Annotated in this window: 3 protein-coding genes; 2 read left to right on the top strand and 1 reads right to left on the bottom strand. The window is 62.0% G+C overall.

The features are described 5' to 3' along the window. Window positions 1-258: 258 nt before the first annotated feature. Complete coding sequence (locus EYB53_RS24345; protein WP_205712756.1) at window positions 259-1,248, top strand: DUF4351 domain-containing protein; 990 nt, start codon at window positions 259-261, stop codon at window positions 1,246-1,248. Window positions 1,249-1,281: 33 nt separating this feature from the next. Here EYB53_RS24345 and EYB53_RS24350 read toward each other — a convergent pair whose 3' ends face one another. Then, window positions 1,282-5,082: an Eco57I restriction-modification methylase domain-containing protein gene (locus EYB53_RS24350; RefSeq protein WP_167857602.1), complete on the bottom strand. Its 3,801-nt coding sequence runs from the start codon at window positions 5,080-5,082 to the stop codon at window positions 1,282-1,284. Window positions 5,083-5,697: 615 nt separating this feature from the next. On the opposite strand from EYB53_RS24350, the gene EYB53_RS24355 reads away from it, so the two are divergent. Next, a partial coding sequence (locus tag EYB53_RS24355; RefSeq protein WP_135482048.1) for a CHAT domain-containing protein occupies window positions 5,698-8,464 on the top strand: 2,767 nt, incomplete at its 3' end.

Consider the following 8,464-nt stretch of genomic DNA (forward strand, 5'->3'; position numbering starts at 1 on the left):
CGGGGGCGGCGGGGGCGGCGGGGATCGGGGATCGGGGATCGGGGATCGGGGATCGGCGGGCGCGCGGCGGGGGCACGGGCAAGCCGTGCCCGTACATGTGCCGCATGCGTGTAGGGGCACGGCTTGCCCGTGCCCGCCCGGGGTGAAGAGGCATCTCCCATTGCTGCTGCGCCCATCGGCCTTGACGAGTTGCTCATGTGTGCTATAATGAACCTATACGAATACGTGTAGGTCGCCAAAGAACGATGGGCAACAACGATGGCAGCAACGGATCATCCGCTCAAACGGGTTGTGGCGCTGGCGGGGTTGGATCTGGCCGCGTGGGTGTTGGGGCAGGCGGTGCAGACGGTGGAGGCGGGTCAGGGTGCGTTGCTGGCGGAACCGGAGATTCTGGATACGGATCTGGTGCTCCGGGTGACGCTGGCGACGGGGGAGGAGGTCATCCTGCACGTGGAGTTTCAGGGGCCGGGCAGCAAGCGCCCGATGCCGTTGCGCGTGCTGGAGTATCAGGCGCGGCTCGCAGACACCTATCGTGGGAAATGGCTTCAGAGTGTGGTCTTCTATCTTGGGGGCGCGGGGGCCAGTGACACCGGTGAACACGCGGTGTATACTAGACCTGGCACCATCGCCGTGGGGTGGAACTATGTGGTGATCCACCTGTGGCAACTGCTGGCTGAGGACTTATTGGCGTTGGATCGCCCAGCGCTGCTGGTGTTGATTGGGCAGACGCAGATCGGGCAGCCCGTCGCGACGTTGACGGCGGCGGTGGCGCGGCTGGCGCAGCACGCAAAAGGGGTTGAGCGGGAGCGGTTGCTGACGGAATTGCTGATCTTATGCACGGACAAGGAGATTGCCGCGATGGCCGAACAGATCATTGAGCGTGATTATGGTTTGCCCGAGACGCCGATGATGCGCAAATGGCGCGAGCAGGGGCTTGCGCAGGGACTTGCGCAGGGACTTGCGCAGGGGCGGGAAGAGGGGCGGGAAGAGGGGCGGGAAGAGGGGCGGGAAGAGGGGCGGGAAGAGGGGCGTGAAGAGGGGCGGGAAGAGGGGCGTGAAGAGGGGCGTGAAGAGGGTCAGTTGGCCGTACTGGTGCGCCAGTTGCAGCGGCGCTGTGGCCCGCTGCCCGCTGCGCTGCTGGTGCAGGTGCAGCACCTTGACCCAGCGCAACGGCTGGATCTGGCAGAGGCGGTCTTTGATTTCACCAGGGTGGCCGATCTCGAAGCGTGGTTGGCGCAGGTGGGGTAGGGTTTGAGGTTTCAGGATGTTGATGGGTCGCGCTTATTGCTCTCTCGCTGGCATGCGCGGTGGGGCGGTTTCCCACATCAGCGCAATCTCTTCGGGGGTCAGGCCGTAAGCGGTGTTGACAAGCGTGGCGAGACGGTGTTCAAGTTGCCGGGCGTTGGCGCGGTTTTGTTGTACCGGTGGGGCTTGTTCGTGGTAGCCGTTGCGTAGGGCGCGTAAGCCTGATGGCGAGAGTTTGCTTGTCGCTTTGGGGCGACGCTTTTTGACTTCTTCAATAAATTCAGTTTCGCTCAGGCTGGCAAAATCGGTCAGTTTTTGACCTGGGTTTTCCAGGTCGAATTCGCTGCGTAGCCAGTCAAGGGTGTCTCGGCGCGCCGCTTGTTCGCGCTGCGTGATGGCGATCAGTTGCGCCGCCGCTGGCTCGACCGCTTCGCGGATGGCGTCGGTCGCCGGTGCGATGGGAAGTTTTTCGATCAAAAAGCCAGCCGGGTTGAGCGCTTCGTCTTTCATGTGGGGAAGGTAGCGCCAGTTGTGCCACCACATCAGGGGTGAGTTTAGTACGGCAAGGAGATAGAGATCATCCTTGTTGAGGAAAAACACTTTATTATTCGAGAAAAATCCCGTTACATCTCTATTGTACGACGGATGAAATTGAATTTCTTGATACATTATTTTTGGTTGCTCAAATACATCATAATACGCACACGATCTCAATTCCCACCAATAATGTCCTTTATCCTGGCGTGCTCGTAGCCGTTGCTCCATTGGTTTCATGAAGGTGTATAAGGCCGGATAGGTCTGGTGGAAGGTGCGTTCAGCGGTCTCTTCCGAAGTGTGGCTCCAGGGCCAGCGATGATTCTCACTTGATTTGAGTACGATCATCCATAGCCCGGCCCATGCGGGGGTCCAGCGTTTGATGTCTTGGCCTCGTAGGTAGGGCTTGATGATCGCGGCACACTGGGGATCTTCGTGGATCAGGCGGTCTCTGGTGGGGGTGTCGATCAGAAATGCTTCGTTGAAGCCGGTCAGGACACCACGGTATGGTTTGACTCCGGCATACTCTGTCAGGGTTGGGCCGGCCTGGCGGATCTTTTCCATCAGATCGTCAGTGCTACTCGCCTCTAGGCTCCAGGCGTTGCGCCCGAGGCGGCGCTGCGGGACGTTGTGGCTGTAACGGGTGACAAAGCTGTCGAGGTTGATCAAGCCGAGGGCTTCGCGTGGGAAGTTGCTTACCTGTACCTCGTGATCTTCGCTGACGGTGCCCTCGGCGGGGCGTTCGACAACGATGATGACGGGGAAGACATCGGCATCGGCGAAGATCGGGGCGTGACCAAAGTCGATGATGCGTTCGAGGCGCGCCTGGGCGGCGAAGTAGGCCCGTAGCCCTTCGCCATAGCCTGAGCGGAGCCATTTGTTGGTGACGATGTAGCTCATTCGCCCGCCTTCGCGTAAGAGCCGGAGCCCTTGGTGGTAGAAGTAGACGTAGAGGTCTGCAACGCCGTGGTAGGTTTCGGGGTAGGTGGCCTGGAGGTAGGGTTTGAGTGGGCCGAGTTGCTCTTGGCGGACGTAGGGTGGGTTGCCGATGATGGCATCGAAGCCGGCCTGTGGGCCGAGCGGTTGGCCGTGGCGGTTGAAGAAGACGTCGGGAAATTCGAGATCCCAGTGAAAGAAGCGCCATGTGGCGGCGAGGGTGCGTAGCTCGGTGAGCAGCGGTTCGTAGGCGGGCATCGCAAAAGCACCGGCTTCGCGGCGGGTAGCGTAGTCGCTCAGACTCTTCCAGAGCTTCTGATCCGGTGCCTGGTCGAAAGCGGCGGCGGTGCGCAGGTTGGCCTGGATGGTGTAGCGGTCGGTGAGGTCGCGCCGTACCAGGTCGTAGAGTTGTTCCTGTTCTTTGACGTCGGCGACGGTGCGCCCCGCCGAGCCTTCGATGAGCCAGATGCTCCCGACGGCACTCGACATCGCTCCGGCAAAGGCGGGATCGTCGAGCATCGAGATCTGGCCTGCCTCGGCGGCGGCGGCTTCTTGTTTGCTGCGTTTGCGTGTGCGGGTCGGGGTGAGTTCAAGGTCGGTGACGCGGGTGCCAACCAGGGCATTGCCACAGCGCAGGTGGTGATCAAGAAACGAAAGAGGTCGGCCTTTGGCGGCAGTGGCGAGCCAGAGCGAGAGGCGGGCGAGATCGACGGCGAGCGGGTTGAGATCCACGCCATAGATGCAACTCTGGGCAACGCGCCGCTTCCAATAGACCAGGTCAGGCTCGTCGCCAGCCTCGTCGGGGGGCGGTTGCACGCCGAGTTCCAGCAGAAAACGGGCGATGTATTCGGTGGCAGCGACGGGGAAGTGCCCGCTGCCCATCGCCGGGTCGAGACAGTTGAGTCTGAGGATCGCCGCGACTTGGGCCTCTCCGGTCTTTTCCCGCTCAAGCGTGGCCTCAAGCACGGGCCGGAGCGTCTCTTCAACGATGTATTGCACAACAAAGTCGGGCGTGTAATAGCTGCCCGTACGGTGGCGCTCGCCTTTATCATTGAAGAGATCGATGCTGAAACCGTCGGCGGTGCGCTCGATTGGCTGCAGATGATACTCTAACAGACCCTCGTAGATCGTGCCGAGGTGGCGTTCGGCGAGGTCGCGGTAATCAATGTAGGTCTTGTCAATGCGGGCGAGCTTGTCGAGGGCCGACTGAAGCTGCGCGTCGCCAAGCGTGTACTGTTCGAGCAAGGGATGCCGCTGTGGATCGAAGAGCCCGCCGTTAAACGTGCTGACCTGGAGGGGTGGACTGCCCAGGTTGATGATATCGAAGAGATCGCGCAGCCGCGCCCAGGTGCGACCTGTATCGGTCAACAGACTCATGCCACTATCGAGGCGGCGGGCAGCCTCGCGCACCACCGCATAGAGACTATACTCTTCGCGGTAAGTCAGACTCTCGCGCAGCGGCAAGAGCTCGCGGGCCTCGGCATAGAGGATAAAGAGCAACCGATAGAGCACAATCAGGCTATTGCTGTAGACCGCGTGGAGCGTAGCGGGGGTCGGGGTCAACGCATTGCGCGGATAGTCGAGCAAGCCCTGGGCGAGATGGCGGAGGGCATCAAAGACCTGGAGCTTGAGGCTATCGCTGACCCCGCGGGCATAATCGCTGCTCTCGCGCAGCATCGCGGTGAGCGTCAGCGCCTCGGCGGTTGACGGCGCAAACGCGGCGGGGCGAAAGAACGCATAAAAATAGAGGAACGCATCAAGCTCATTGGCCTCGACCAGCGCAGGCAGATCGACCTCATAATAACGATCTTGCTTTTCGACCGTATCCTGATGATAGAGACGCCAGTGGCGGCCATTGGTCAGCATGCCCCAGGGCACCCTGGTATGGCGCATATAGAACGCAATCTGATCGGCAGGCACCCTGGTGAGCTCATCGCTCTCACCGCTACTCGACACATCAAGCTTGCGCTCCCAATATTTGGCATCGCCCACGGCAAAAGCGGCAGCGAGATCGGCGTCGGTGAGCACGCGGCCCTTATTGGCGACGAGTGACGCGTGGTCGCGGTAGAAAACATAATCAGGCTTGCGCGTCCCTTTGGGCGTCTTGAGGGCGGCCTGGACCTCGAAGGCATGGCCAAGCGCGAGCAACACCGGGCGCACCAGTTCGTGCTCGGTCTGGGCCTCATTTGGCGCAGGCGAAAACGCGGCGAGGATCGCCCGCACCTGGGCGAAGACCGGGGCCGCCTCGTCGCGCAGGGCGAGCCAAGCGTCACGCTGAGGCAGCGTCACATCGAGGTAACGGTCGGCGAACAACTGGCGATTCTGGTGGCGCTGCACCAGCACCAGCGGAAGTTGCGAGGCTGCCATACGAGAATTCAGGGGTGAAAAGTGATGGGCGTTTGATTGGTACACCGGAAGGTATGATACCACGCGATGGGGCAGGATGCAAAGGGGTGAAGGGGACTCACGCGAAGGCGCGAAGACGCGAAGGGGGCACGGGCAAGCCGTGCCCGTACGGGCACGGCGGGGGCACGGCGGGGATCGGGGATCGGGGCTTTTGGGATACCGCTCGCTGCGCGGCGGGGTGACACGGAGGAGGCCTTGGGGTGGCAAGGACGCACGGCGGGGGGGGGTGGCAACGCCATCCATGTCATTCCGAACGGAGTGAGGAATCTTCACTGCGGCGCATGGAAGACCCCTCGCTCCGCTCGGGGTGACACGGCGGGCGCAGCGGGGTGACAGGGCGGGCGCGGCGGGGTGACAAGGAGGATGCCTTGGATGGTCATGACCCGCACGTCATATGAAAAACCTACCCCCAAGAGGGGATCGGCGGGGCACGGCTTGCCCGTGCCCGTATGGGGGCACGGCGGGTGGGGGCACGGCGCCGCCGTGCCCCTAGCCAGACGCCTGTGTTTGCCCTGATCAGTGTGTTATACTGGCTGGGGAGCTTAGCTATGCATTCGGTGCTATCCAGAGGGAAGTATGGCGATCACAATAACCCTTCGTCGTGGCGTGGATGATCGTGGCGAGGCGTGGTTGAATGGCGAGGTGCTGGCGTCGTTTGAGCCGGATGCCTTGCTGATCGACCAGCCTCTCTTTTCACAGCGTATCCTCCCTGCCGATCCAGTAGCCTATGGACAGCGCCTCTTTGCTGCGCTGGGCGGCGATAGTCTAAGGGCGTCTCTTGCGCGGCTTCCCCTTGCACCGCAGATGGAAAGCCTGATCGCTATTCAAACCGACGCTGCGGAGTTAGCAGCCATTCCCTGGGAATACCTGCATGATGGTGATGATTATCTGATTTTCAAATATCTATTCGTGCGAGAGGTGCCGAATGCCCCTCTCCCGGAGCCGCCCGATCCAACAGTCCCCTGGCGGATGGTGGTGATGGGTAGCGATCCGCTGGTGCAAGAGGTGTATGATCCCAAAACAGGGTTTGTTGTCGCATATGCCCCACTAGAGCGGTTGCATGTTGTACGCGAGCTCGATCAGTTGCGCGATGATCTGGTTGGTCAGCAGTCGCCTGCGCCGATCCGGTGGCACCGCATTGCGCCGACCCGCCAGGCGTTGATTGATGATCTGGCGACGGTCGAGCCGCTGTTGTTTCACTATACGGGCCACGGCGATGTTGCGGATGGTGTGCCGGTGCTCTGTTTTGATGATGGCACGGGTTGTATGGATGCGCGCCCGGTGGCTGATTTGGCCGCCGATCTGCGTGGCCTGACCTATTTTGCTTTTCTGAATGCGTGTCGTACGGCTGATAGCCGCGAGCCGGGGGCGAATCTGGCGCTGGCCCTGGTGCGTCACGGCATCCCGGCGGTATTGGGCACGCAGTATAAGGTGCTCGACGACGCTGCGGCCCCGTTTGCTCGTACCTTCTACCGCTTTCTGGCGGCAGGGCAGCATCCGGCGCAGGCGCTCTATCGGGCGCGCTTGCAACTCAAGAACCAGTTTCGTAGTGCGCCGCGTGAGTGGGCGATCCCGGTGCTTTATCTGGCGCAGGGGTATGCTTGGCAGGTGCAACGCCCGGTGCTTGCCGCGCCGTTGCCGCCGATTGAACCACGCGAACCCAGGGTTGAGCAGTTGCGGGCGCCTGAGCATACGTTTGTGGGGCGGGATAAGGAATTGCTTGAGCTGGCGCGGCTCTTTATTAATCATCACGAACGGATTGTGACGCTGCGTGGGGCCGGCGGCATGGGCAAGACCGCCCTGGTACAGGCCCTGGCGCAGCGGCTCCGGTTCTTTTTTGATCAGGGCATTGTGGCTGTCAGCCTCTTTCTCCCTGGCGAAGATGCGCCCCTGCGTGCCGCCACCGTGCGTAGGAACCTGGCCGATCGGCTGGCGATTACGCATCCCGCGTTTGATCAGCCTGATGCGGCTGAGGCCCAAGAGCTTGTGCTCGCCGAGGCGCTGCGTGCCAGGCCGCGCTTGTTGCTGATCTGGGATAACTATGAGACCGTGCTGTGGCGGCTCAATCCGAATGATCCCGAGGCAGGTGGCGTGCGATTTGAGCCTGAGCAACGCCTTGAAGCAGCCGCTGTGCAGCGTCTGGTACGCTTGCTGGCCGATAAAGGGGTGCATCTGCTCTTTACGACGCGCCAATCACCGGTGGGGTTGCCAGGCGAATACGCCTACCCGCCTGCTGAACGTGGATCACAGCTTGGGGGCCTGGCCCCGCTTGACAGTGTGCGCCTGTTGCGCGAGCGGGTTGGACAGCGCATGCCTTCCACCGCATTTCTCGAGCAACTCGCGGAAGCGGTAGGCCACAGCCCGCTTGCCCTGAACCTGGCTGCGGCACGCTGGGCCAGAGGGCAGGATGACGAGGCGACCTTTCTGGCTGACTTGGGCGAGCAACTGCGCCAGGCCAACGATGCTGCGCCGCAGATGTATCAACAATCATCACTCGCCATCAATGTACGCCTGTCGCTGAACGCACTGCCGGCTGATCTGCGCACCGATCTGCTGGCGCTGACGATCATTGCCAATCCGGTGATTGTACCGCTGCATGGCGCGGTGATCTGGGGCTTGAGCGAAGAGACTGATGAGGTTATGCGCTACCTTGATGACCAGGCACACACACGCCTGGAGTTGCTCAACCAGGCCTCGCTCCTCCAGGGCCAGGGGTACGACGAGCAGCGCAATCGTGCGACAACATATAGCGTGCAGCCCGTGATTGCCACCGTGCTCAGGCAACTGGCCGACGAGCAAGCCCTGGACGAGCCCCGCGCACGTTATGCGCGCTGGGCAGATCAGGTTGTCTCGCGGGCGTATAATAACGAGCAAGGCATTGACGCTAGCCCGGAAGTCGCAACATCTACGAAGTTTTACCTCGCTGATCTCGCCATTGCGATCCCATACCTGCCTCCCGAGCGGCGGGGTTGGGCGGCGTGGCGGGCGGCCTGGGTTTTTGAGCGCCTGGGCCAACCCGAACAGGCGCAGCAGAGCATTGAGTTGGCCGTAGCCACGGCAACCGAAACCGAGAATCAGGAGCTGCTAAGCCGGGTCTACCATCAGCAAGCAACCCTGCTGGAGACGCGGGGCGACCTGGGGGGGGCGATGGGCCTCTACGAGCAGTCGCTGGCGATCAAGGAGAGCCTGGGCGATGTGCGCGGCAAGAGCGCCACGCTGCACGAAATGGCGGGGGTGCTGGAGACGCGGGGCGACCTGGGGGGGGCGATGGGCCTCTACGAGCAGTCGCTGGCGATCAAGGAGAGCCTGGGCGATGTGCGCGGCAAGAGCGCCACGCTGCACG

It is taken from the genome of Candidatus Chloroploca mongolica, assembly GCF_004762035.2.
Taxonomy (GTDB): domain Bacteria; phylum Chloroflexota; class Chloroflexia; order Chloroflexales; family Chloroflexaceae; genus Chloroploca; species Chloroploca mongolica.

Bases quoted from the DNA above. Each gene is read 5' to 3' on its own strand.
- EYB53_RS24350 (WP_167857602.1), bottom strand. From the start codon at position 5,082: ATGGCAGCCTCGCAACTTCCGCTGGTGCTGGTGCAGCGCCACCAGAAT.
- EYB53_RS24345 (WP_205712756.1), top strand. From the start codon at position 259: ATGGCAGCAACGGATCATCCGCTCAAACGGGTTGTGGCGCTGGCGGGG.